This window comes from Neisseria dentiae (genome assembly GCF_014055005.1).
GTDB lineage: Bacteria > Pseudomonadota > Gammaproteobacteria > Burkholderiales > Neisseriaceae > Neisseria > Neisseria dentiae.
In genome coordinates this window covers 772,439-796,153 of sequence record NZ_CP059570.1, presented here as the reverse complement: position 1 = coordinate 796,153, position 23,715 = coordinate 772,439, and the positions used below count along the sequence as shown (strand labels likewise).

Below are 23,715 nucleotides of genomic sequence, written 5' to 3'. Positions count from 1 at the left end.
AAATGACGGTAAAAGTTGGTCAAGATTGAGAATCGTGTAGAGTATGCCGCACAGAAAAAATTATTGTGACAATGCACAGATAGGGAGTCTCTTTGAGGTATTGGAGACAAATATCTCCAAGATAGTCTACCAGTTTCGGCTGGGAATTAAAGGGGGTAAGGAAATATATCTGTTATTACAATTTGAAATCGAAAAACCTGAATCTTGTAGAATACAGGACTCAGGTTCAAGCGATTATCTTAAAATAGTTAACTTAAATCATGCCCAAGATTGGGGAGTATCATTCAATGTTTCAGACGGCCTTTTGTCGTTGTCAAACAACTGTTACAGCGAACGTGCCACTTCAACGATTTCAAACACTTCCAGTGTATCGCCTTCCATGATTTCGTTATAGTTTTTCAGCATCAGGCCGCATTCGTAGCCCATGCGCACTTCTTTAACGTCGTCTTTGAAGCGCTTGAGCGAAGCAAGTTCGCCGGTGTGGATGACCACGTTGTTGCGGATGAGGCGGATATGGGCGTCGCGCTTCACGATACCGTCGGTAACCATACAGCCGGCAATGTTGCCCACTTTCGATACGCTGATAACCTGGCGGATTTCCACCGAGCCGATAACCTGTTCTTTCTGCTCCGGCGCCAGCATACCGCTCATGGCGGCTTTTACGTCGTCGATGGCATCATAAATGATGTTGTAGTAGCGGATTTCCACATTTTCGGTTTCGGCGAGCTTGCGGGCGGAGCCGTCGGCGCGCACGTTAAAGCCGATGATGAAGGCACCCGAGGCAATCGCCAGGTTGACGTCGCTCTCGGTAATGCCGCCTACGCCGCTGTGCAGCACGTTGACTTTCACTTCGTCGGTGGAAAGTTTTTTCAGACTGCCCGACAAGGCTTCGTAAGAGCCTTGAACGTCGGCCTTGATAATCACCGACAGTGATTGTGCCTGGCCCTCGCCCATGTTGCTGAACATGTTTTCCAGCTTGGCCGCCTGTTGTTTGGCCAAACGCACGTCGCGGTATTTGCCTTGGCGGAACAAGGCGATTTCGCGGGCTTTTTTCTCGTCGGCCAGCACCATCGCATCTTCGCCGGCGTTGGGCACGTCCGACAAACCCAGAATTTCAACAGGGATAGACGGGCCTGCTTCGTCGATAGGTTTGCCGTTTTCGTCCATCATCGCACGCACTTTGCCGAAGGCCGTGCCTGCCAGCAGCATATCGCCTTTTTTCAGCGTGCCGCTCTGCACCAGCAAGGTGGCAACCGCGCCGCGGCCTTTGTCGAGACGCGCTTCCACGATGATGCCTTTGGCGGGTGCATCTACGGGGGCGGTCAGCTCCAGCACTTCGGCTTCGAGCAACACGGCTTCGAGCAGAGCGTCGATATTGATGCCTTGTTTGGCCGATACGTTGACAAACTGGGTATCGCCGCCCCATTCGTCGGGCACCACTTCGTGTGCGGTCAGCTCTTGGCGGATGCGCTCGGGGTTGGCGGCCTCTTTGTCGATTTTGTTCACCGCCACCACAATCGGCACGCCCGCCGCTTTGGCGTGGGCGATAGCTTCGATGGTTTGCGGCATCACGCCGTCGTCGGCGGCCACCACCAGAATCACGATGTCGGTGGCTTTGGCTCCGCGGGCACGCATGGCGGTAAACGCTTCGTGGCCGGGCGTATCGAGGAAGGTAATCACGCCGCGCGGGGTTTCCACGTGGTAGGCACCGATGTGCTGGGTGATGCCGCCCGCTTCGCCCTGCACCACTTTGGCACGGCGGATATAGTCGAGCAGCGAGGTTTTGCCATGGTCAACGTGGCCCATCACGGTAACCACCGGCGGACGCGGCAGTTGTTCGGCTTCCGCCTGTTCGGCATTATCGTCCAAGAAGGCTTCGGGGTCGTCGGCGGCTGCGGGTTTGCCGATGTGGCCAAGCTCTTCCACCACAATCAGGGCGGTGTCTTGGTCGATGGATTGGTTGATGGTAACCATCATGCCCATTTTCATCAGGGCTTTCACCACTTCCACGCCCTTCACCGCCATTTTGTGCGCCAAATCGGCTACGGTAATGGTTTCGGGCACCAGCACTTCATACACCACCGGCTCGGTCGGTGCTTGGAAGGCGTGTTGGTTCGGCTCCAGCTTGAGCTGTTTTTTGCCTTTTTTACCGCCGCCGCGCACGCGCTCTTCCTGAGCGGCATTTTGGCTGCGGCCTTTGCCGCCTTTACCGCCGCGCGGACGGCTTTCCACGTCGTCGCGGTTGTGGCGTTCGTCTTTTTTCGAGCGCGCCGAAGATTCGGATTTGCCCGACGATACAGCCGAAAGCGGTGCTTTTTCAGACGGCTTGGCAGAACGCTGTTCGGCCGCTTTGCCTTCTTTGGCCGCTTTCGCCTCCTGCTGTGCTTGCAGCTTGGCCGCTTCGCGGCGGGCTTGCCGTTCCTGCTTTTCTTTCAGCAATGCTTCCTGATGGGCACGCATAGCGGCGGCGCGGCGGGCTTCTTCGTCGCGCTGCGCCTGCTCCTCTGCACTCACCACAGGGCGGACGGCGGCAGGCTGCTGTTGTTTTTGCTCTTTGTTTTTGCCTTTGGCCGGTTTTTCTTCTTCCGAAATTGTTTCTGTTTCGGTCGTCTGAACCGGTTTTTCTTCCTGCTCGGTTTGTTGCGCCTGTTGCGCTGCCTGGGCTTCTTGCTCGGCTTGCAGGCGGGCGGCCTCGGCTTGAGCCTGCGCTTCGGCGGCCGCTTTTTCGGCTTCTGCACGTTCGGCCGCTTCGCGTTCGGCCTGCGCCGCCGCTTCGACGGTTTGCTTCTCCTGCGCCGCTTGCTCTGCTTTGGCTTTCGCTTCAGCCGCCAGATCGTCGGCCGACGGAATCACCACTTTGCGGCTGCGGCGGCGGGTTTCCACCTGCACGCCGCCCACGGTGCTGACTTCGGCTTTTTTACGGCTGATGCTGATGGTGCCGCTGTCACTGCCGTGCGATTTTTTCAGGTAGGCCAGCAACTGCTGTTTGTCTTCGGAAGTGATGCTGTCGCCGCCGCTGCTTTTGTTTACGCCGGCACTGGCAAGCTGCTTCAGTAAGTCTTCCACGGGTTTTTTAAGTTCGGCGGCAAATTGTTCTACGGTTGTGTTACTCATACTTTACCCCCTCAGTTTTCTTCGGTGAACCAGTGTTCGCGGGCGGCCATAATCACTTGTTTGGCCTCTTCCTCGCTCACGCCGGTAATTTCGATCAGCTCGTCAACGGCCAGCTCCGCCAAATCGTCGCGGGTGGTAATGCCTGCCTGCGCAAGGTCGCGCAGCATTTCCTGGTCGATGCCTTCGAGGTTGCGCATATCTTCGTCGATATCGTCGAGCTTTTCTTCTGAAGCGATGGCCAGCGTGAGAATGGCATCGCGGGCGCGGTTGCGCAGCGTTTCTACGGTAGCTTCGTCGAAACCTTCGATTTCCAGCAACTCGGCAGCGGGCACATAAGCCACTTCTTCCAAGGTGGCGAAACCTTCCTGAAGCAGCACATCGGCGGTTTCTTCGTCAACATTCAGGTGTTCGGTGAACAGCTTGCGGATGGCTTCGTCTTCGGCCGCATTGCGTTCTTCGGCTTCGGCCACGGTCATGATGTTCAGCTGCCAGCCGGTCAAATCGGCCGCCAAACGCACGTTTTGGCCGCCGCGGCCGATGGCCAGCGCCAGCTGGTCTTCAGCCACAATCACATCAACGGCGTGTTTGTCTTCATCAATCAAGATGCGGGTTACTTCGGCGGGCGAAAGGGCGTTGATCACGAACTGCGCGGTTTCGGGCGACCACAACACAACGTCGATGCGCTCGCCTGCCAGCTCGTTGGTTACGGCGTTCACACGCGAACCGCGCACGCCGATACAGGTGCCTTGCGGGTCGATGCGCTGGTCGTTGGCTTTCACGGCGATTTTGGCGCGGTGGCCGGGATCGCGGGCCGCTTCTTTGATTTCAAGCAGACCGTCTTCGATTTCGGGCACTTCCATCGCAAACAATTTCACCAGAAAATCGCGCGAAGTGCGGCTCAGAATCACCTGCTTGCGGCCGGAATTGCCGATTTCGTCCACCCGTAGGAACAGCGCGCGCACGCGGTCGCCGTTGCGGAAGTTTTCGCGCGGAATCATTTGGTCGCGCGGCAGCAGCGCGTCGAGTTTGCCGATTTCGATAATGGTGCCGTGGCGCTCCACGCGTTTCACGGTGCCCATCACGATGTCTTCCTTACGCGCTAAAAATTCTTCGAGAATCTGTTCGCGCTCGGCATCGCGGATGCGTTGCAGGATAATCTGTTTGGCGGTTTGCGCGGCTTGGCGGCCGAAACCTTCGTTTTCCAGCTGTTCTTCGTAGTATTCGCCGATTTGGATAGTGGTTCCGGGGATTTCTTCTTGGATTTCTTCGATGGTTTTTTCTACGTCCGGATAGGTATAGTCTTCGTCGGCCACAATCAGCCAGCGGCGGAAGGTTTTGTATTCGCCGGTGTCGCGGTTGATTTCCACGCGCACGTCCATGTGCTCGCGGCTGGCTTTTTTCTTGGCGGCGGTGCTCAGCGCGAACTCCAACGCGTTAAACACCACTTCGGAATCTACGTTTTTCTCGCTGGCCAGCGCTTCGGCCAGTTGTAACATTTCACGACTCATTTTTTTTAATTCTCCGTTATAACGATATTTTTAAAAGTTAAATTCGGGGCGCAGGCGGGCTTTGTCGATATTGTCCAACCCGATTTCGGCGGTTTTGCCGTCGAACGAAATGCGCACGGTATTGTTTTCGCAGGCTTCGATGCGGCCGATAAAGTTTTTTTGGCCGTCTATCGGCAGGCGCGTTTTGATTTTGGCCTGCTGCCCGGCAAAGCGCACGAAGTCGGCGGCTTTTTTCAGCGGACGGTCGAGGCCCGGGCTGGAAATTTCCAAGCGTTTGTAGTCGATGTCTTCCACCATAAACAGGCGGCTCAAATGGTTGCTCACGGTGGCGCAGTCTTCTACAGTGATGCCGCCTTCTTTATCGATAAACACACGCAAATCGCCTTGCGCGGTCAATTCGAAATCCACCAGCTCGTAACCCAGGCCTGGCAGGGTTTTATCGAGAATTGTTTGAATATCCATAGTGCTCCGAAAACAAAAAAATGGCCGCGGGGCCATTTTTCGTGAAAACTGAAAAATTTGCTTATTATAACCGCTCCGCCTGCAAAAGCAAAGTAAAGATATTGGCTAACGGAGATTTAAAACCTGAAGCGGCGTTTCGGCGGAACACCGCCCGCCTCATCCGCCCTTGCGGCAAAACCATACCGTATCCAATATTTTCTTGACCAAACCCGGCGGCTTCTATATTATCCGCCTTTCGTCTTTTTGAAGCCATCGTCTTCAGCCAACTTCGTATATCTTTCAAGCTTTCCGTTACAAAGCTTTCTTACATGATTTGCTCCGTTTAAGGGCATATTTGCAGGTTGTCGCCGATGTTAACCACAAGCCGTAGGGCTTGCGACAACCTTGCGTACATCTTTTTTCATTAGTAAATAAATACGTTATCCCATGCTTCAAGGCCGTCTGAAAACGTTCGGACGGAATGCGTTGTTGTTCCTTTCAGGAAAACCATGTCTGTAAAATTCGCTGACTTAAACCTCGATAAAAACATCTTGTCCGCCCTTTCGAGCGCTGGCTACGAATCGCCCACCCCCGTGCAGGCGCAATCTATTCCCCATGCTTTGGAAGGCCGCGACATCATGGCCTCGGCGCAAACCGGCTCCGGTAAAACCGCCGCTTTTCTGCTGCCCACCCTGCAACGCTTAACCCGCCGCAGCGACAAACCCGGCAAAGGCCCGCGGGCGCTGGTGCTCACGCCCACCCGCGAGTTGGCGGCACAGGTGGAAAAAAACGCCCTCACTTATGCCCAAAATATGAAATGGTTCCGCACCGTGAGCATTGTGGGCGGCTCTTCGTTCGGCTATCAAATCCGCGCCCTTTCCAAACCTATTGATTTGATTGTGGCCACCCCGGGCCGCCTGATGGATTTGATGAGCAGCGGCAAAGTGGATTTCAGCCGCCTCGAAGTGCTGATTCTCGACGAAGCCGACCGTATGCTCGATATGGGCTTTATCGACGACATCGAAACCATCGTCGCCGCCACCCCCGAAGCCCGCCAAACCCTGCTGTTTTCCGCCACCTGGGACGGCGCGGTGGGCAAACTCGCCCGCAAACTCACCAAAAACCCCGAAGTGGTGGAAGTGGAACGGGTTGACGAGCAAGGAAAAATCGAAGAGCAGCTTTTGTATTGCGACGATATGCGCCATAAAAACCGCCTGCTCGACCATATTTTGCGCGATGCCAATATCGACCAGGCCGTGATTTTCACCTCCACCAAGGCCATGACCGAAGTGTTGGCCGACGAACTGTATGAAAAAGGCTTTGCCGCCAACTGCCTGCACGGCGATATGCCGCAAGGCTGGCGCAACCGCACGCTGATGGATTTGCGCAAAGGCCGCTGCAAAATCCTGGTGGCCACCGATGTGGCCGCGCGCGGCATCGACGTGCCAACCATCACCCACGTTATCAACTACGACCTGCCCAAACAGGCCGAAGATTATGTGCACCGCATCGGCCGCACCGGCCGCGCCGGACGCACCGGCTTGGCGATTACGTTTGCCGAAGTAAACGAATATGTGAAAGTGCACAAAATCGAAAAATACATCGCCCGCAAACTGCCCGAAATGACCATCGAAGGCATGGAACCCACCCGCAGGCGTGCCAAACCCGCCGGCAAGCCCAAAGGCAAAGGCGGCTGGGGCGAGCGCAGGTTCGGTGACAAAAAAACCGGTGAGAAAAAATTCGACGGTAAAAAGCACGGCGACAAAAAATTCGCAGCGAAAAAAACCGGCAGCGGCACTTTCGGTAAGAAAAAACCGGCAGGCGGTGCAGGCAAAAGTGTCCGCCCTTCACGATAATTTTACCGGCACTTTCATTTAAGGCTTTGCAAAAACAGGCCGTCTGAAAACCGCAGCAGCATAATTTCTTTGCTGTTAAAGGTTTTCAGACGGCCTTTGTCATTTTTAAAATATGGCAGACAAACTCTTTTTTTGTTTTATAGTGGATTAAAATAAGAATGCCGAAGTAGGGTAAAACGATTCTTTAGCATATCGCCCAATTGCAAGTTTGAATGCAGTTATTTCATTTCGGAGTTTTTATTTGAATTCACTATAACTCTTTCATTGCACAAACAGACCGAGACCTTTGCAAATCGTTCAGGCCGTCTGAAATATCCGATTATCGTCATTCCCGCGTAGGCGGGAATCCAGTTGTTCTTTCTTAAGTTATTGAAATAAAATACTTAATGTTCTTAACGCCTACGCAGGAATGACGGTAAATAAACTTTTTTCGGGTTTTGCAAAGGTCTCCGGCTATATTTAAATTTAATGCGAATGCCCGTGATGATGGTGGTGATCATGATGGTGCATATCACCGCTTTCCGCAGCCGAACAGCCGTGCTCTTCATGCCCGTGCTGTGGCGGTTCGGTTTGCACGGTAACATGGGTGATGCCGTGCCGCTGCACGGCTGCCTCCACCGCTTGGGTAATTTGGTAGGCCTCAGCCACGTTTAAAGCACCGTCAACCACAATATGGCACGAGAGCGCGTGCTTGCGGCTGGTGATCGTCCAAGCATGGATATCGTGTACGCCCGCTACGCCTTCGATATTGCGGATATCGGCGGCCACCTGTTTCATATCCGCACCCGACGGCGTGCCTTCCATCAAAATATGCAGGCTGTTTTTGGTTACGCCCCAACCGCTTCTGCCGATTAACAGCGCAATCAATACGCTGACGGCAGGGTCGGCCCATGTCCAGCCGAATGCCAGCACCAACACACCCGCCACTATTGCGCCGATCGAACCGAGCAAATCACCCAACACGTGCAGATAGGCGGCGCGCATATTGATGTTGCCTTCGGTATCCGAATTTTTCAGCATATACCAAGCCACCACGATATTAACGGCCAAACCGAGCGCAGCCACCGCAAGCATGGAAGCACCGGCGATTTCAGACGGGTTTAGCAGACGGCTTGCCGCCTCGGCCACAATCCACGCGGCAATCAGCAGCAAAGTGATGCCGTTTGCCGCAGCGGCGATAATTTCAAAACGCTGATACCCGAAACTGCGTTTGCTGTCGGCCGGCCGCTCGCCGAAGCGGAAAGCCGCCAAAGAAAGCGCAATGGCGGCGGCATCGGAAAACATATGCCCGGCATCGGAAAGCAGCGCCAAACTATTGGCCAGCCACCCTGCCGCCGCCTCCACCAGCATAAACGAACCGATCAGCAGCAGCGAAACCCGCAGCACTTTCTTGTTTGATGTGTGGGAATGATCGTGATGGTCGGACATAGTTTTTTCTCTTTAATGTTTAAGGTGTCGGGAAATGCCGAGGTCGGCAGCAGGCAACCAACTTCGAAAACCGACAGGCCGTCTGAAAACATTCGGGTTTTGTTTGGCTTGCCCTGCCAAGCAGATAATGGCACTATAAACCTTTACCAATAGTCAAGGTCAAGCCGGAATGAACATCAGCCAAGCGGCCAAAGCCACCGGTTTATCCGCCAAACAAATACGCGACTATGAAAAAAACGGCCTGCTGCCGCCCGCCCGCCGCACCGAATCGGGCTACCGCCACTATTCCCCCGTCGATTTAGACCGCCTGCGCTTCATCGGCCATGCCCGCGAAGTGGGCTTTTCTCTGGCGCAAACCGCCGAACTGCTGCGCCTACAGGCCGACCCGCACCGCACCAGTTGCGAAGTAAAAGCCTTAACCGCGCAACATATCGCCGAACTCACCGAAAAAATCGCCACCCTGCAAACCATGCTCGCCACCCTGCAAGGCTGGCACGATGCCTGCGGGGGTAACGACAGCCCCGAATGCAGCATCCTGCGCGGGCTGGAACAGGCTTAACCGCCGAAAAGCAACAGGCAAGCGAGCTAAGCCGTTGCAAAACCCACTTAGGCGCTCATCTAAAGAACTGATTACCATCATTCTCGTGTAAGCGAGAATCTAGGCTTAGAAAATTAACTAATTTTTAATTTCAATCACTTATAAAAACCATACTGGACCCTCGCCTATGCGGAAATGACAGGGTTAAGCATTCCAGATCTTGGAAATAGCCTCGTTGTTTACACAACAGGTTGAGAAAAATAAGTCTGCAATACCTCAAAAGGTGTTTCTCCTTTCAGGCCACTATGCGGTTTGACCGTATTGTAATCATTCACAAAACGGCGCAGCTCTTTTTGCTGTGGTCCGAGTCCTCACACCGTCCCTTATCGTGCCACATCTCCATCAACGTGCGGAATCACCTGCTCCGCCTTACCCTTGGTTTACTGACGGGCGACACGGGTGAGCTTCTGACCGATGTTGTTTGTACAGTAGGCAATGGCAAAATAGATGGTTGGCATTGTCTTTGCACTCCACATGGTTGTCGGAATACACGTACTCTATCGTGTACAGACAACAGTCAGCCACATCGCACAGCAGAAACTTGGTGGCACCGGTTGCGGTACGGTCAGGCAAAATGGCTGCATGCTATTCGCTCGAGAAATCATCAATGGTAACAAATAGATAATCCCGTCGGTCGGTTACTTTTTGATTTTGCAGCAACGGCAGCCGTTTGATATCGACATGTACCATTTCGCCAGGATAAGACTTGTTGTGCGCTTGGCTTTTCCTTGAGTTTTTCCTCGATTTCCCGCTCCACCTTGACCAAACGCTTCAAATGGTGACGCTAGGATTTTCTACATTTCAGGTCCTAAATTTAAGAACAGAGTTTCCTGCAACATGGGGTATCTCTTTCATTCACTTCTCACCCTTGCGCTTCTCCCGCACATCCACCAAACGGGTTCCCGCCAGATAATCGTATAAAAACTGGCGATCCGGATTCAATAAAGCAAAGCCCCACGGCAGTATCCACCAAACCAGCGCCGCGCCGAAAGCCGGCCGCGGGGGGATTTGACCGAAGTGGCGCAAAGCCGAATAAGCCAGCATAGGCACAAAAATAACCAACACACACGCCCACATAAAGCGCAGGCGCAACTGCCGCAGCGGCGGGCGCGCACCCGACGCGTCGGCCAACCCTATGCCCCACACCCGCATCGGCAGCGTTTGCCCTTTTTTATACCAGTTGGCCTTGAAATAAAACCACCACACCGCCAGCGGAATCAGCGTGGCCGCCAGGCTGGACAAAATATGGGAAACGGTGTTGAGCAGCGTGGCGGCCACACCGGCAAGCAGCGCGGCCACCGCGCCGACGGCACCCGCAAGCAGCGCTTCATACAGCAGCGCAATCAGGCGGCGTTTTAGAGAAACGGCAGGCAGGGTCATAAAATAAAAAGCGGCACGATAATCAAGGCGGCTATTATAGCGGATAACGGCACAGCGTATAGCGGCGCGGCGGCAGGCCGTCTGAAACACTTTGTTCAGACGGCCTCATCCATTAAAATACACGCTTTTTACGCGCCCGAAACCATGAATATCCTGCAAGCAGAAAACCTCTCGTTCGCCGTCGGCCATGTCGCCCTGCTCGACAAAGCCTCGTTCCAGCTTAACAGCGGCGAAAAAGTCGGCCTGATCGGCCGCAACGGCGCGGGCAAATCATCTTTGCTGAAAATTCTGGCGGGCGTGCAAAAAGCCGACGACGGCCAGCTGATTCTGCAAAACGGCCTGAAAACCGTGTATGTGCCGCAAGAATCGTTTTTCAATCCCGAAGAGAGTGTGTTTGACGTAGTGGCCGAAGGTTTGGGCGGCCTGCGCGACATCCTGCGCCGCTACCACCGCATCAGCCGCGAGCTGGAAAACGGCACCGACGATGCCTTATTGAAAGCGCTGCACGAGGTGCAAACCGAATTGGAAGCGCAAAACGGCTGGCAGTTCGACGCCGCCATCAAGCAGGCCGTCAGCGAACTGGGCCTGCCTGAAAACGAATTGATCGGCAACCTTTCCGGCGGCCAGAAAAAACGCGTGGCGCTGGCGCAGGCGTGGGTGCAGAAGCCCGATATCCTGCTGCTCGACGAACCCACCAACCACCTCGACATCGACGCCATCATCTGGCTGGAAAACCTGCTCAAAGCCTTTGAAGGCAGCATCGTGGTCATCACCCACGACCGCCGCTTTCTCGACAACATCGCCGGCCGCATCGTCGAACTCGACCGCGGCACGCTGCGCTCCTACCCCGGCAGTTTTTCCAAATACAGCGAGAAAAAAGCACAGGAGTTGGCCGTTGAAGCCGAACACAACCGCCTGTTCGACAAATTCCACGCCCAAGAAGAAGCCTGGATACGCAAAGGCATCGAAGCGCGCCGCACCCGCAACGAAGGCCGCGTGCGCCGTTTGGAAGAATTGCGCCGCCAACGCGCCGAGCGCCGCAACGTGCAGGGACAGGTGAATTTCAAGCTCGACAGCGGCGAGAAAAGCGGCAAAATCATCGCCGAGTTGGAACACGCCTCGTTCCAATACGGCGACAAAGTCATCATCGATAAATTCTCCGCCGTAATCCAGCGCGGCGACAAAATCGGCTTAATCGGCCCCAACGGCATCGGCAAAACCACTTTCTTAAAACTGATTTTGGGCGAATTGCAGCCCACCTACGGCCGCATCCGCATCGGCAGCAAACAGGAAGTGGCCTATTTCGACCAGTTCCGCAGCGCGCTCAACGAAAACGACACCGTGTTCTACACGCTCGGGCAAGGCAACGATTATGTGGAAATCGGCGGCAAGAAAAAGCACGTGATGAGCTATCTGGAAGACTTTTTATTCCACCCCGCCCGCGCGCAAAGCCCCGTTTCCTCGCTCTCCGGCGGCGAACGCAACCGCCTGCTGCTGGCCAAGCTGTTCACCAAGCCCGCCAATATTCTGGTGCTCGACGAACCGACCAACGATTTGGACATCGACACGCAAGAGCTTTTGGAAGAGCTGTTGCGCGATTATCAGGGCACGGTGTTTCTGGTCAGCCACGACCGGATGTTTTTGGATAACGTGATTACGCAAAGCATTGTGTTTGAAGGCGAAGGCCGTCTGAAAGAATACATCGGCGGCTATGAAGACTATCTCGATGCCAAAAAACGCGAACAGGCTTTTCAGACGGCCTCAGCGCCCAAAACCGACAAACCTTCCGAAAACGAAAAAACCGAGCGCAAAGCCAACCGCACGGTCAAACTTTCCTACAAAGAACAGCGCGAACTCGACGCCCTGCCCGAAGAAATCACCGCCCTGGAAAACGAACAGGCCGAACTCAACACGCAGCTTTCCGACCCCGAAATTTTCAAAGACTACGAAAAAGCCGGTGCCCTGCAAACGCGCGCGGAGGAAATCGAAATGCTGCTGTTGGAAAAACTGGAACGCTGGGAAATATTGGAAAACAAGAAAAACGGCGCGGGTTGAACCGGCCGCAGTTTCAGACGGCCGCCTGAAAAATATTACCGCCCGCAAGTGCAAAGTATTCTTCAGAATATTGCCAGCGCAGCACAAACCCCGTATAATCCTGTTTCCCTTAGAGAGGTGGATGAGTGGTTGAAGTCGCACGCCTGGAAAGCGTGTATACGTGAATAGCGTATCGAGGGTTCGAATCCCTTCCTCTCTGCCAAATGCCAAACCCGAGCCGTTGAAGCTCGGGTTTATTTATTTCAGGCCGTCTGAAAAGCAGTTCGAAACCTTTTCATTATTCAAGCCGTATTGTTAATTTTCCGGCATATACCGTGCTTGGCCCGGGTGTTTTAAATTCCAGCAACTTAGGATACCCAAACCCGGCCCGAATATGACGGAACGTTTATCAAACAACCGATTTAACTATCATCTTCAATCTTCATTTTCTGCAACAATCCGCATTTTGGGTATTCTGGCGGGGCAGTTGCTGTAAACCTGCTCCACCGTTACCTTTACTGCGGCCTGCGCCAGCGGCCATAAATTACGGATATCTTCATCGGCCTCCAAAATCCGGGCACTGCCGTTCACCCGCAAGCGGCGGCGGCATTCGAAATCGATAAACAGCATGCCGATATGCGGGTTAACCAAAATATTGCCCAAGCTGTTGTAGAAACCGTTGCCTTTGTAATCGGGAAACCAAAGTTCGGTTTTGCCGACAACGGCACAAACGGGCAACGGTTCGCCGGATGCGTTGTATTCCTGCGCCCTGAAACTGGCGTCACAGTGGCCTTTTTCATCGGCCGTTGCAATAAAAAAGAAAGGCTGCCGGTGAATAAACGCGGCCATCGGGGGTGTGATAAAAGGCTGTATGATGCTGTTTAAATCACTCTCGTCAAACTGGTAACGGCTGCCGAAGCGCTTGCGGATTTCCCGCTCGCCATCGTGGCTGTATGGGCTTTTCATGATGCTCTCACTTAAATCAAGGAAAAATATAGCCGCGGAGTATAATCAGAAAGCGTTGCGGCGGTATTTTTGGTTAAAATCCGCTTTTCACAAGCCTTCTGACTACGCTCCCTAAAAAAACCAGGCCGTCTGAAAAAGCGGGGCAGGAATTTACGCTTCGCTTTTCAGACGGCCTTTATACGAACGGGTTTATCAGAAGAAGCCCAATGCTTTGGGTGAGTAGCTCACCAACAGGCACTTGGTTTGCTGGTAGTGCTCAAGCATCATTTTGTGGTTTTCACGGCCGATACCCGAGCGTTTGTAGCCGCCGAAAGCTGCGTGTGCGGGATAGAGGTGGTAGCAGTTGGTCCACACGCGGCCTGCCTGGATGCCGCGCCCCATGCGGTAGCAGATATTGGCGTTGCGGCTCCACACGCCTGCCCCGAGGCCGAACATAGTGTCGTTGGCGATGGCCAATGCTTCTTCTGCATCTTTGAAAGTGGTTACCGCCAACACCGGGCCGAAGATTTCTTCGCGGAAAATCTGCATTCCGTTATTGCCTTGGAATATGGTGGGTTCGATATAAAAACCGTTGGCGCGGTCGCCGTCTTCATTGCGGATGCCGCCGCCGGTGAGCAATTTGGCGCCTTCTTTTTTGCCGATGTCCAGATATTTGGTGATTTTATCGAACTGCTCTTGGCTGGCCTGCGCGCCCACCATGGTTTCGGTGTCGAGCGGGTCGCCCACTTTGATTTTCTTCACCCGTTCTACGGCGCGCTCCATGAATTTTTCAAAAATAGACTCCTGCACCAACACGCGCGAGGGGCAGGTGCAGATTTCACCTTGGTTGAGAGCAAACATGGCGAAACCTTCGAGGCATTTGTCGAGGAATTCGTCGTCTTTATCCATCACGTCTTCAAAGAAAACGCTCGGGCTTTTACCGCCCAGTTCCAAGGTAACCGGAATCAGGTTTTCGGTGGCGTAGCCCATGATCAAGCGGCCGGTACCGGTTTCGCCCGTAAAGGCGATTTTGGCAATGCGCGGGTTTTGCGCCAGCGGTTTGCCGCACTCCACGCCGAAGCCGTTCACCACGTTGAGCACGCCCGGAGGCAGCAGGTCGCCGATGATTTCGAGCAGGAACAGAATCGATGCGGGTGTCTGTTCGGCGGGCTTAAGCACGATGCAGTTGCCTGCGGCCAGCGCAGGCGCGATTTTCCAGGCAGCCATCAAAATGGGAAAGTTCCACGGGATAATTTGGCCGACCACGCCCAAAGGTTCGTGGAAATGATAGGCAACAGTGTCGTGGTCGATTTCGGAAATGCCGCCTTCCTGCGCACGGATAACGCCGGCGAAATAGCGGAAGTGGTCAATCACCAGCGGGATATCGGCGGCCAGCGTTTCGCGCACGGGTTTGCCGTTGTCCCACGTTTCGGCCACGGCGATTTTTTCGAGGTTGGCTTCGATACGGTCGGCGATTTTCAGGAGGATGTTGCTGCGTTCGGTTACGCTGGTTTTGCCCCAAGCGTCTTTGGCGGCATGTGCGGCATCCAGTGCTTTTTCAACGTCTTCTGCCTGCGAACGCGGAATGCGCGTGAAGGGTTTGCCGGTAACGGGGCTGACGTTGTCGAAATATTCGCCGCCGACGGGAGCAACCCATTTGCCGCCGATATAGTTTTCATATTGCTCTTTGAATTGAACGATGCTGCCTTCTGTGTTCGGTGCTGCGTATTTCATTTTATATCTCCTAAGTAAACAAATTATTTTATAGGTATGGCAGCGTGTGGATACAGATTGCTTTACTAAATTTTATGCGGAAATCATTTTTTGAACATGATAAAACCCATAAATATCAATAAACTACCTAATCCACATGCTGTTTGTTCAGACCCCAAAAAACTTCTTCGAGCCTGTGCGGCCGAGTATAGATGATGTTTTTTTAGAAAACAACCTGTTATTTTGCAGGGGAATTCAACCATGCCGCTGCCTGACGGCAAAAACCACCTGTAAAAAATCCCAGTATTCAAAGGACAATACTGTATGAACATCCACAAAAACACCTAGGGCACGCCACATAACCACTAAGCTATCCAGCGTGCTTATCCCCAAGACAAAACCAACATGACCTTGCCTGCCGGACAATACAACGTCGGTAGAGTAACCATTTACTACATATTGAAAGCCGCCAGGTTACAACTAACTGTTCCGCAGAAGAGTACCAAAACTATTTTAACCAGACCAAATACGGCATGAAACGCTTGACCTAGGTGAAACGGAAATCAAGGAGAAACTCAAGAAAGAAAAAAGCCAAATACTACGACAAGCCTTATCCCTGCGAAATGGAGCATGTTGATACTAAAACGGTTGTCGTTGCTGCAAAACCAAAAGTAACCGACGGAATTATCTGTTTGTTGTCATTGATGATTTTTTCCGTGATTTGTACGCTGTGATATTACCGTACCGCGGTCAACACTGTCGAGTTTCTGTTGTGCGATGTGGTTAACTGCTGCCCCTATACGATAAAGTATGTGTATTCTGATAACGAGGTTGAGTACAAAGGTAGCACCAACCACCCTTTAGACATCGTTTTTTATGCAAAAAAATATGTTAATTGGGAAGCAAAATCACCAAATATAGTGATAAGCTTCTGAAATGAAATTAAAGAACAAGTATCAAAAGTGCAGTAAAATTACCGAGCCCAAATTCCGTCAGATCCTGCGGCTTTTCGCCTTCGATTTGTCCGCTCCCGATACCGCCAAACTGACAGGAATCAATATCAAAAGCATTGACAATCTATACCTGAAGTTGAGTTTGTTCGAGATATGCAACATATCAACGGTATCGAATCCTTTTGGAGCTGTGCCAAGCATCGCTTGGTACAATTTAACAGGATACCGAAGCATACCTTTTACCTGCATTTAAAAGAAACCGGGGTTCACTTCAACCACTGACATAATGATCTGTATAAAGTACTATTGAAAATGTTGCGGAAAGACTCTTTAATATTGACGATTTTCTGTAATGTTGGGTTTTAACCCAACTTACTTACTTGTTCCGCGTAGCACTGCGTGAATTAAAATGGAATGACAGGATACGACAACCGATTAAGAGTACCGTCATGCAAGCCATTTATATTATGTCACCCTTTGCATTCTCGACACCATACTGCCGCTAACCCAGTTTGTGCCGTGGTTTACCGATTACGATATGAATATGCTAGTACTGATACAGCAAATTGCCGCCGACCGCTTGTCTGCTTTCGCGTGGCTGGATGTATTGGTATCTGGGGAGAAGGGTGTTTTTGTTGCAATTGAAAGCAGGCGACTGAAAATGCGCCACGGCCCTTGGGCAGCCATGAGCGCGGCAGTTATTACCACTGGATCAGCTTTATGGCACTTTTATGGCACTCTTGGAACAATTGACGGTGGGCTTTATCCTGTCCAAGCCTGAGATGGCAGGTTTCGGCGCCGAGCAAGACCTGCTCGGCACACTGGAGACCGCGAATATTTGGCAGGCGACAGCTTCACCAGCACCGATTTGTTAGTACCCTCTTATGTCAGCTGGTATCTGAAGTTCAAACTATTGGAGCCGCACCCGGCCTTTACCACCTTCACCGAACGCCACCAACAGCACCCTGCCGCCCGGCGTGCCGATGAAATCGACGATGCCATGCTGGCACAGCAAAAGTAGAATTGGATAAAAGTTACTTTGGCGAACAACGTAAGGAAACGCAGCAGCCCCCCCGGAAACGTAGTGGTGTAGAAAAATCTAGCGTTGTTTACACTTTTCACTTCCTGCTTAAATACCCATTTTGGGATTTTTGAAGATTGTCAAGAATGCCGAAAACACGGCGAAACTACGTAATTCTTGAGAATACTCAAAAATCACGAAACAATCATTTCAGCAAAAAATAAAAGCCTTTTAGCATAAAAAGTATAAGCAACCCGAATTTTTCAACAAGATATTGTTGAAGCTTAGCCATAAAAAAACTGCTCCTGTCTAAGTTGGTTAAGGAGTCTAACTTCTAGAGAGCAGTTTAGATCTTCAGACGGCCTTTCCATATAGAAACCGGTGCTTATTTCAATGCCGCGGCTTCTTTTGCCAAACGGGTAATGGTTGCCCAATCTTTGTTTTGCACGGCTTCTTTAGGGGTGAGCCATGTGCCGCCCACGCATAATACGTTGGGCAGTTTGAGGTATTCGGGGGCGCTTTCGAGGGTGATGCCGCCAGTGGGGCAGAAACGCACGTGGGCATAGGGGCCGTAGAGGGCTTTGAGCATGGCTTTGCCGCCCACCACTTCGGCGGGGAACAGTTTCAAAGTGTCGATGCCGTGCTCGAGCGCAAGTTGCACTTCGCCGGGGGTGGCTACGCCGGGAATCAGCGGGATGCCGCTGTTATGGCTGGCTTTTGCCAGCGACTCGTGCAGGCCGGGGCTGATGGCAAACACGGCGCCTGCGTCTTCAACTGCTTTGAGCTGGTCGGGGTTGGTAACGGTGCCCGCGCCCACAATCGCGCCTTTCACTTCTTTTTTAATCAGTTCAATGGCTTTGATGCCGTGTTCGGTGCGCAAGGTGATTTCGAGGGTGGGAATGCCGCCTTCAACCAAAGCGTGCGCCAGATCAACGGCGGTGTTGATGTCGTCGATCGCCATCACGGGGACAACGGCGCCTGCGGAAAGGATGTCGCGTGGATTCATGTGGTTGCTCCAATCAGAACAGTTAGGTAGATATCGGTTTCAGACGGCCTGAATATATAGCGTCAGGCCGTCTGAAAATTTTTTCGGGCTTGTTATTTAAGAAAAATCGCCGCCCAAGCTCATGGCACCGGTTTCGGCGCTGCTGGTGATGCTGCGGAAACCTGCGAACAGTTCGCGGCCGATGCCGTGGGTGTTTTTGCTCAAATCCGGCTCGGGGGTTTCGCGCGCGGCCCACTCTTTTTCGTCGACCAGCGCGGCCAACTCGCCGGTAACGGAATCGAAGCGGATCATATCGCCGGTGCGGATTTTGCCGATGCCGCCGCCGAGCAGCGCTTCGGGACTCATGTGGATGGCGGCGGGCACTTTGCCGGATGCGCCCGACATGCGGCCGTCGGTAAGCAGCGCCACTTTAAAGCCGCGGTCGAGCAGAATCGCCAAGGGCGGCGTGAGTTTGTGCAGTTCGGGCATGCCGTTGGCGCGCGGGCCTTGGAAGCGCACCACGCACACGAAGTCGCGCTCCAGCTCGCCGCGCTCGAATGCGGCCAACACTTCTTTTTGGTCGTTAAACACGATGGCGGGCGCTTCGATAACGCGCTGGCTGTCTTTCACGGCGGATACTTTGATCACGCCGCGGCCGATGTTGCCTTTCATCAGGCGCAGGCCGCCGTCGGGTGAGAACGGGCGTGAGAACGGGCGCAGGATGTCTTCGTCGCGGCTTTCGGCCACGGCGTCGCGCCATTCGAGTTTGCCGTCGATCAGGAACGGCTCTTTGGTGTAGGCTTCCATGCCGTGCCCCATCACGGTTTCCACGTCGTCGTGCAAGAGGCCGTTGTTGCGCAGCTCGCGGATCACAAACGGCAGGCCGCCGGTGGCAGCGAAGTGGTTAACATCGGCTTGGCCGTTGGGGTAAACGCGGATCAGCAGCGGCACGATCGAAGAGATTTCGTCAAAGTCGTCCCAATTGAGAATGATGCCTGCGGCGCGCGCCATCGCCACCAAGTGCATGGTGTGGTTGGTGGAACCGCCGGTGGCCATCAGGCCGATAATGGCGTTGATAAACGATTTTTCGTCGAGCATTTCGCCGATGGGTTTGGCGGTTTGGTTTCTGATGCCTTCGGCCAAATGGGCGGCGGCATGGCGGGTGAGCGCTTCGCGTATCGGGGTGTAGGGGTTGAAGAATGCGGCGGCGGGCAGGTGCACGCCCATCATCTCCATCATCATTTGGTTGGAGTTGGCGGTGCCGTAGAAGGTGCAGGTGCCGGGACTGTGGTAGGAACCCATTTCGCTCTCGAGCAGCGCGTCGCGGCCGACTTTGCCTTCGGCAAACAGCTGGCGGGTGCGCGCTTTTTCTTTGTTGCCGATGCCGCTGGTCATCGGGCCGGCCGGCACGAAAATTCCGGGGATATGGCCGCAGCTCAACGCGCCTATCATCAGGCCGGGCACGATTTTGTCGCACACGCCGAAAAACAGTGCGCCGTCGAACATTTGGTGCGACAGGCCGACTGCGGTGCTCATGGCAATCACGTCGCGCGAAAACAGCGAAAGCTCCATGCCTTCGTAGCCCTGCGTGATGCCGTCGCACATGGCGGGCGTGCCGCCGGCCACTTGGGCGGTGGCGCCGTGTTTTTGCGCTTCGTCTTTAATCCAGTCGGGAAAATCTTTGAACGGCTGGTGGGCGGAAACCATATCGTTATAAGCGGTAATCATGCCGAGATTGGGCACGTTGTGCTTGAGCATTTCGATTTTGATGGTTTTGGGCATGGCGGCATAGCCGTGCGCCAGATTGGAACAACCCAGTTGGTCGCGCTCGACGCGCCCCTGCTGTTTGAATGCGCGGATGCGCGCCAGATAGGCTTCGCGCGTGGGGCGGCTGCGTTCGATGATGCGCTCGGTGATGGCGGCAAGTTTGGGGTGGAGGGTGGTCATGATGGCCTGCCTTTCGTGGTGGTGGTCGGCGGTGTTTCTTCAACTCGGATGTGCTGCTTTGTTGTGTATTTGGCTCTTGATTTCAAACGCTTGAGGCCGTCTGAAAGCCTTTGCAGGCATTATAATATAGTTTTGTAGTTAAGTTACAAAATAATGCTTGAACTAAGTCAAACTTTGTTTCGTAGTTTTGTAACAAAATGGCGCGTGAAATCGGGCTATATGTTTTACTTAGGTCAACTTTTATCCAAAACAACATAGACAAAACGTGTAGTGCTGTGTAGGATTGCTACCCAATTTCAGTGCGATTGTGCTGTATTTTATCCGGATTACAGCCGAAGGCGCGGGATTGTGTAATTCTGCGTACATATTTTCCGCACAGGCAGCAGATGATTTTCAAAGATAAACCTTGATGAAAGAAGAAATGATGAATACTCAAACAAACTTCGATTTGGTGTTATTTGGTGCAACCGGCGATTTGGCCATGCGTAAACTGCTGCCCTGCCTTTATCAGGCACACGTTGCCGGGCTGCTCCACCCCGCAGGCCGAATTTTGGGGGTGAGCCGCAGCGAGCTGGACACCGCAGGGTTTCTCGCCAAAGTGGAAACCAATTCCAAAATCCACATCAAGCAGAATTTCAGCGAAGAAGCGTGGGCTTCTTTTATCAAGCGCATCCACTATCTAACCGTTGACGTAACCAACCCCGACGATTTCAAAACGCTGGCCGACACGGTAAAAGCGCGCAAAGAAACCGACAACGTGGTGGTTTACCTTTCCACCGCGCCGAAGTTTTTCGCCCCCGCCTGCGCCGAGCTGGCCAATGTGGGCTTAAACGGCGGCAACGTGCGCATCGTGCTCGAAAAACCGCTGGGTACCGATTTGAAGTCTTCCCAAGAAATCAACACCGATGTGGCCCGCTATTTCAAAGAAGAGCAGGTTTACCGCATCGACCACTATTTGGGCAAAGAAGCGCTGCAAAACCTGCTGGCCTTGCGTTTCGCCAACCTCGTGTTCGAGCCGCTGTGGAACAACAAATATGTGAAAAGCGTGCAGCTTACCATCGCCGAGCAGTTGGGCGTTGAAGAGCGCGGCGAGTTTTACGACATCACCGGCGCCTTGCGCGACATGGTGCAGAACCACCTGATGCAGATGCTGTGCATGACGGCGATGGAAGCGCCCAAAAGCCTCGATGCCGACGACGTGCGCGACGAAAAACTGAAAGTAATCAAATCACTCAAACCGCTCACCTCCGCCGATGTGGATGCCGACGTGGTGCGCGCCCAATACACCGAAAACAAAGGCATGAACGGCTATCTGCAAGAACACAACGTGCCCGCCGGCAGCCGCACCGAAACTTATGTGGCCGTGAAAGCCGAAATCAACAACGAGCGCTGGGCCGGCGTGCCGTTTTATCTGCGCACCGGTAAGCGTATGGCCGGCAAAGTGGCCGAAATCGTGTTGAATTTCCGCGACCTGCCCAACCATATTTTTGAAAACAGCCAACCTGCGCCCAACCGTTTGGTCATCGAATTGCAGCCCACCGAATCGGTGCGCCTCTACACGCAGGTAAAAACCCCCGGCGCGGGCAACAAAGTGGAGCTTACCGCCCTGAGCGTGGACATGGGCAAAGCAATCCAAGGCCGCCGCGCCGAAGCCTACGAGCGCCTGCTGCTTGATGTGATCAACGGCAAGCTGGCGCTGTTCAACCGCCGCGACGAGTTGGAAGCCGCTTGGGAATGGGTGATGCCGATTATGGAAAACTGGGAAAACAGCCCCACCCCGCCGCACGGCTACGCTGCCGATTCATGGGGCCCCGAAGCCGCCCGCGAGCTGTTGGCGCGCAACGGCGACAAATGGCACGAAGAGCAGTAAACGTTTTTTCAGACGGCCTTCCGGTTTGATCAGCCCCGATTCGATTGAGGCCGTCTGAAAACCATATTGAAAAAGCAGGAGAAAATTATGGCTTACCAATGGCACTCATTCGACAATGCCGCCGCCGCTTCCACCGCATTGGCCGACGCCGTGGCCGATGCCTTGCAGCAGGCGCTCGACAAAAAAGGCAGCGCCGTTCTCGCCGTGTCGGGCGGGCGTTCGCCCATTGCCTTTTTCGAGGCTTTGTCGCAAAAAAAACTGGCTTGGCAAAACATCGGCGTTACACTGGTAGACGAGCGCATCGTGCCCACCACCCATGCCGACAGCAACACCGGTCTGGTGCACGAATACCTGCTGCAAAACCAAGCCGCCGCCGCACAATGGATTCCCGTGGTGGAGGCAGGCAAAACCGAAACCGATTTGCAGCCCGAAACCGTGGTTCAGACGGCCTTGCAGCACTACCGCCAGCCCGATGTGCTGGTGCTGGGCATGGGTGGCGACGGCCACACCGCCTCGCTGTTTCCGCAAGCGCCGCAGCTCGACAAAGGTTTGGACGAAGCCAACCCCGTGCCGCTTCTGCACACCACGCCGGTTACCGCCCCGCACGAGCGCGTGAGCATGACGCTGGCAGCCATCGCGAAAACCCCCGCCGTGTTTCTGGCCATCGGCGGCGCAGAGAAAAAAGCGGTGTTCGACCAAGCCGCCGCCGCACCCAGCAAAACCTACCCCACCAGTTATATACTCAACCACGAAAAGGTAAACTGCCATGTCTACTACGCAGAATAAAACCGCCGCCAAGCAGCCTCAAACCGCAACCGTCGAATGGCCGCGGCTGGTGGCCGATATCGGCGGCACCAACGCCCGCTTCGCATTGGAAACCGCACCGCAGCAAATCGAAAAAGTGGAAGTGCTGCCGTGCAACGATTACGACACCATTGTCGATGCCGCACGCGAATACCTGAAACGCGCAGGCAGCCCCAAAATCAGCCATGCCGCCATCGCCATTGCCAACCCCATCATGGGCGACTGGGTGCAGATGACCAACCACCATTGGGCGTTTTCCATCGAAACCACCCGCCAGTCGCTCGGTTTGGAAACCCTGATTCTGCTCAACGACTTCACCGCACAGGCATTGGCGATTACACAGGTGGCGCCCGAAGAATTGGTGCAGGTGGGCGGCTCGAGACCCGTTGCCAACGCCCCCAAAGCCGTTATCGGCCCCGGCACCGGCTTGGGCGTGAGCGGCCTGATTCCGAGCAATGCCGGCTGGGTGCCGCTGGCGGGCGAAGGCGGCCACGTGAGCTTTCCGCCGTTTGACGATGCCGAAGTGATGATTTGGCAGTTTGCCAAGAAAAAATACGGCCACGTTTCCGCCGAACGCTTTTTGAGCGGCGCCGGCCTGACCCTGATTTACGAAGCACTGGCTATTAAAGAAGGCGTGAAACCGCAAAAACTCACCCCCGCCGAAATCAGCGAGCAAGCATTGAGCGGCTCTTCGCCCTTGTGCAGGCTGGCCTTGGATATTTTCTGCGCCATGCTCGGCACGGTGGCTTCCAATCTGGCCCTAACGCTGGGCGCCAGCGGCGGCGTGTATTTGTGCGGCGGCATCATTCCGCGCTTTATCGATTATTTCAAATATTCGCCGTTCCGCAGCCGCTTTGAAAACAAAGGCCGTTTCGATGCCTATCTGGCGGCGATTCCCGTGTATGTGGTGCTGAGCAAATTCCCCGGCATCCACGGCGCGGCGGTGGCCCTGTCCAACCACCTGCAAGGGCGCTGCAACAACACCGTGGCGCTGGGCGGTGCGGCCGAACCAACCAAAAAAGCCTAAAAGCATATAAATAAAGAAACGCAATCAGCAAAGCAAACAAGAAAAACATACGGTGTTTTTCAGACGGCCTAAATTAAACCGCAGAGGCCGT

17 protein-coding genes, 1 tRNA gene and 3 pseudogenes are annotated in these 23,715 nt (G+C 54.0%); 11 read left to right on the top strand and 10 right to left on the bottom strand.

Annotation, left to right across the window (positions count from 1 at the left end; genetic code table 11):
- Positions 1 to 324 precede the first annotated feature (324 nt).
- The 4 genes from infB to H3L92_RS03770 form a co-directional block, all read right to left on the bottom strand.
- Positions 325 to 3,114: a translation initiation factor IF-2 gene (gene infB / locus H3L92_RS03785; protein WP_085366323.1), complete on the bottom strand. Its 2,790-nt coding sequence runs from the start codon at positions 3,112 to 3,114 to the stop codon at positions 325 to 327.
- An 11-nt stretch (positions 3,115 to 3,125) separates the two neighbouring features.
- A complete protein-coding gene (gene nusA / locus H3L92_RS03780) occupies positions 3,126 to 4,622 on the bottom strand; it encodes a transcription termination factor NusA (RefSeq protein ID WP_085366322.1) in 1,497 nt (498 codons plus the stop codon).
- 30 nt (positions 4,623 to 4,652) lie between these two features.
- On the bottom strand, positions 4,653 to 5,084 hold the full coding sequence (gene rimP, locus H3L92_RS03775; protein WP_085366321.1) for a ribosome maturation factor RimP: 432 nt from the start codon (positions 5,082 to 5,084) through the stop codon (positions 4,653 to 4,655).
- Positions 5,085 to 5,148: 64 nt separating this feature from the next.
- Entirely contained in the window at positions 5,149 to 5,367 is a 219-nt protein-coding gene (locus tag H3L92_RS03770; RefSeq protein ID WP_143824353.1) for a hypothetical protein, read from the bottom strand.
- A 205-nt stretch (positions 5,368 to 5,572) separates the two neighbouring features.
- Between H3L92_RS03770 and H3L92_RS03765 the strand changes: the two genes are divergently transcribed.
- Complete coding sequence (locus tag H3L92_RS03765; protein ID WP_085366319.1) at positions 5,573 to 6,919, top strand: DEAD/DEAH box helicase; 1,347 nt, start codon at positions 5,573 to 5,575, stop codon at positions 6,917 to 6,919.
- 465 nt (positions 6,920 to 7,384) lie between these two features.
- On the opposite strand, the gene H3L92_RS03760 is transcribed toward H3L92_RS03765, so the two are convergent.
- Positions 7,385 to 8,347 carry a cation diffusion facilitator family transporter gene (locus tag H3L92_RS03760; RefSeq protein ID WP_085366318.1) on the bottom strand — a complete coding sequence of 321 codons (963 nt, stop codon included), beginning with the start codon at positions 8,345 to 8,347 and terminating at the stop codon, positions 7,385 to 7,387.
- A gap of 169 nt (positions 8,348 to 8,516) precedes the next feature.
- Between H3L92_RS03760 and cueR the strand changes: the two genes are divergently transcribed.
- Positions 8,517 to 8,906 (top strand): Cu(I)-responsive transcriptional regulator, encoded by a 390-nt coding sequence (cueR, locus tag H3L92_RS03755; protein ID WP_085366317.1) that lies wholly within the window; start codon positions 8,517 to 8,519, stop codon positions 8,904 to 8,906.
- A gap of 894 nt (positions 8,907 to 9,800) precedes the next feature.
- Here the strand turns inward: cueR and H3L92_RS03745 are convergent.
- Positions 9,801 to 10,325 (bottom strand): RDD family protein, encoded by a 525-nt coding sequence (locus H3L92_RS03745; protein ID WP_085366330.1) that lies wholly within the window; start codon positions 10,323 to 10,325, stop codon positions 9,801 to 9,803.
- Between the two features lie 144 nt (positions 10,326 to 10,469).
- On the opposite strand from H3L92_RS03745, the gene H3L92_RS03740 reads away from it, so the two are divergent.
- Complete coding sequence (locus tag H3L92_RS03740; protein WP_085366316.1) at positions 10,470 to 12,380, top strand: ATP-binding cassette domain-containing protein; 1,911 nt, start codon at positions 10,470 to 10,472, stop codon at positions 12,378 to 12,380.
- Positions 12,381 to 12,491: 111 nt separating this feature from the next.
- Positions 12,492 to 12,582: transfer RNA gene (locus H3L92_RS03735), tRNA-Ser, on the top strand.
- Positions 12,583 to 12,794: 212 nt separating this feature from the next.
- Here the strand turns inward: H3L92_RS03735 and H3L92_RS03730 are convergent.
- Entirely contained in the window at positions 12,795 to 13,325 is a 531-nt protein-coding gene (locus tag H3L92_RS03730) for a pyridoxamine 5'-phosphate oxidase family protein (RefSeq protein ID WP_085366315.1), read from the bottom strand.
- A 192-nt stretch (positions 13,326 to 13,517) separates the two neighbouring features.
- Positions 13,518 to 15,038: an acetaldehyde dehydrogenase ExaC gene (gene exaC, locus H3L92_RS03725; protein WP_085366314.1), complete on the bottom strand. Its 1,521-nt coding sequence runs from the start codon at positions 15,036 to 15,038 to the stop codon at positions 13,518 to 13,520.
- A gap of 915 nt (positions 15,039 to 15,953) precedes the next feature.
- Here exaC and H3L92_RS13700 point away from each other — a divergent pair.
- From H3L92_RS13700 to H3L92_RS03710, 4 genes and pseudogenes are all read left to right on the top strand, one after another.
- Positions 15,954 to 16,080, top strand: a pseudogene (locus tag H3L92_RS13700) (IS1595 family transposase); the annotation flags it as partial.
- 46 nt (positions 16,081 to 16,126) lie between these two features.
- A pseudogene (locus tag H3L92_RS13695) lies at positions 16,127 to 16,252 on the top strand (IS1595 family transposase); the annotation flags it as partial.
- Positions 16,253 to 16,448: 196 nt separating this feature from the next.
- A pseudogene (locus H3L92_RS03715) lies at positions 16,449 to 16,751 on the top strand (DUF2834 domain-containing protein); the annotation flags it as partial.
- Between the two features lie 57 nt (positions 16,752 to 16,808).
- Entirely contained in the window at positions 16,809 to 16,991 is a 183-nt protein-coding gene (locus tag H3L92_RS03710; protein ID WP_085366312.1) for a glutathione S-transferase family protein, read from the top strand.
- A 385-nt stretch (positions 16,992 to 17,376) separates the two neighbouring features.
- Here H3L92_RS03710 and H3L92_RS03705 read toward each other — a convergent pair whose 3' ends face one another.
- Both H3L92_RS03705 and edd read right to left on the bottom strand, forming a co-directional pair.
- Positions 17,377 to 17,997: a bifunctional 4-hydroxy-2-oxoglutarate aldolase/2-dehydro-3-deoxy-phosphogluconate aldolase gene (locus H3L92_RS03705; protein WP_085366311.1), complete on the bottom strand. Its 621-nt coding sequence runs from the start codon at positions 17,995 to 17,997 to the stop codon at positions 17,377 to 17,379.
- Between the two features lie 96 nt (positions 17,998 to 18,093).
- Positions 18,094 to 19,923, bottom strand: coding sequence for a phosphogluconate dehydratase (edd, locus tag H3L92_RS03700; RefSeq protein WP_085366310.1), 1,830 nt, complete (start codon positions 19,921 to 19,923; stop codon positions 18,094 to 18,096).
- Positions 19,924 to 20,347: 424 nt separating this feature from the next.
- Between edd and zwf the strand changes: the two genes are divergently transcribed.
- From zwf to H3L92_RS03685, 3 genes are all read left to right on the top strand, one after another.
- Positions 20,348 to 21,793: a glucose-6-phosphate dehydrogenase gene (zwf, locus tag H3L92_RS03695; RefSeq protein WP_085366329.1), complete on the top strand. Its 1,446-nt coding sequence runs from the start codon at positions 20,348 to 20,350 to the stop codon at positions 21,791 to 21,793.
- Positions 21,794 to 21,880: 87 nt separating this feature from the next.
- Positions 21,881 to 22,579, top strand: coding sequence for a 6-phosphogluconolactonase (gene pgl, locus H3L92_RS03690; RefSeq protein WP_085366309.1), 699 nt, complete (start codon positions 21,881 to 21,883; stop codon positions 22,577 to 22,579).
- Positions 22,560 to 23,624, top strand: a complete 1,065-nt coding sequence (locus tag H3L92_RS03685) for a glucokinase (RefSeq protein WP_085366308.1) — start codon at positions 22,560 to 22,562, stop codon at positions 23,622 to 23,624. Before pgl ends, H3L92_RS03685 begins: the two co-directional genes overlap by 20 nt.
- Positions 23,625 to 23,715: the final 91 nt, after the last annotated feature.